At 48.3% G+C, this 712-nt stretch carries 1 protein-coding gene; it reads right to left on the reverse strand.

The features are described 5' to 3' along the window. Positions 1-159: 159 nt before the first annotated feature. A partial coding sequence (locus FHK88_RS05300; RefSeq protein ID WP_227429713.1) for a hypothetical protein occupies positions 160-712 on the reverse strand: 553 nt, incomplete at its 5' end.

Here is a 712-nt window from a genome sequence, read left to right on the forward strand (position 1 = left end):
TGGGGCGTGTCTATGATCCATCTAACCATCTTCTTTAATATTTCTATACCAAATCTATTTTTCTTTTAAAATTATATTCAATCTTTATCCCTTTATCTATATTATCATATCAATTCTAAAATTCTCTTTTTTATCAACTCACTTCTCTCTATCTTCTTCTCATTTCTCTTTAACCCACTTTTCCTCTTTCTCCCTCCTAATCTCTTCTTCCCTCCTCCCCCCTTCTCCCTCCCTCCCCCCTTCCCCCCCTTCTCCTCTCCCCCCCTTCCCCCCTTCTCCTCTTTTTTCCCCTCCCCCTTTCCTTCTTTCTTTCCCTTTCTCCCTCTCCCCCCCCTCTTTTCCCCTCTCCCTTTTTCCCCTTCCTCCCTTCTCCCTTTTTTTCCCCTCCCCCCCTTCTTCCCTTCCCTTCCTCCTTTTTTTTTCTCTCCCCCTCTCCCTCCCCCTCCCCTTTTCTCCCTTTTTCCTCCTTTTCCCTCCTTCCCCCCCTCCCCTTCCCTTTCTTCCCCCCCCCCTCCTCTCCCTTTTCTCCCTTTTCTTCCCCCCCCTTTCCTTCTTCCCTTCTCCCCCTCCCCCCCCCCCTTTCTCCTTTTTCCCCTTCTCTTTCTCCTTTTTCTTCCTTCCCTTTTCCTTCTTTCTTTCCCTCTTTTCCTCCTTTCTTTCTCCTTTCTCCCTTCTTTTTCCCCCCCCCTTTCCCTTCTCTCTTTCTTCTCTC

It is taken from the genome of Psychrobacter sp. I-STPA6b (assembly GCF_020662265.1).
Classification (GTDB): Bacteria; Pseudomonadota; Gammaproteobacteria; order Pseudomonadales; family Moraxellaceae; genus Psychrobacter.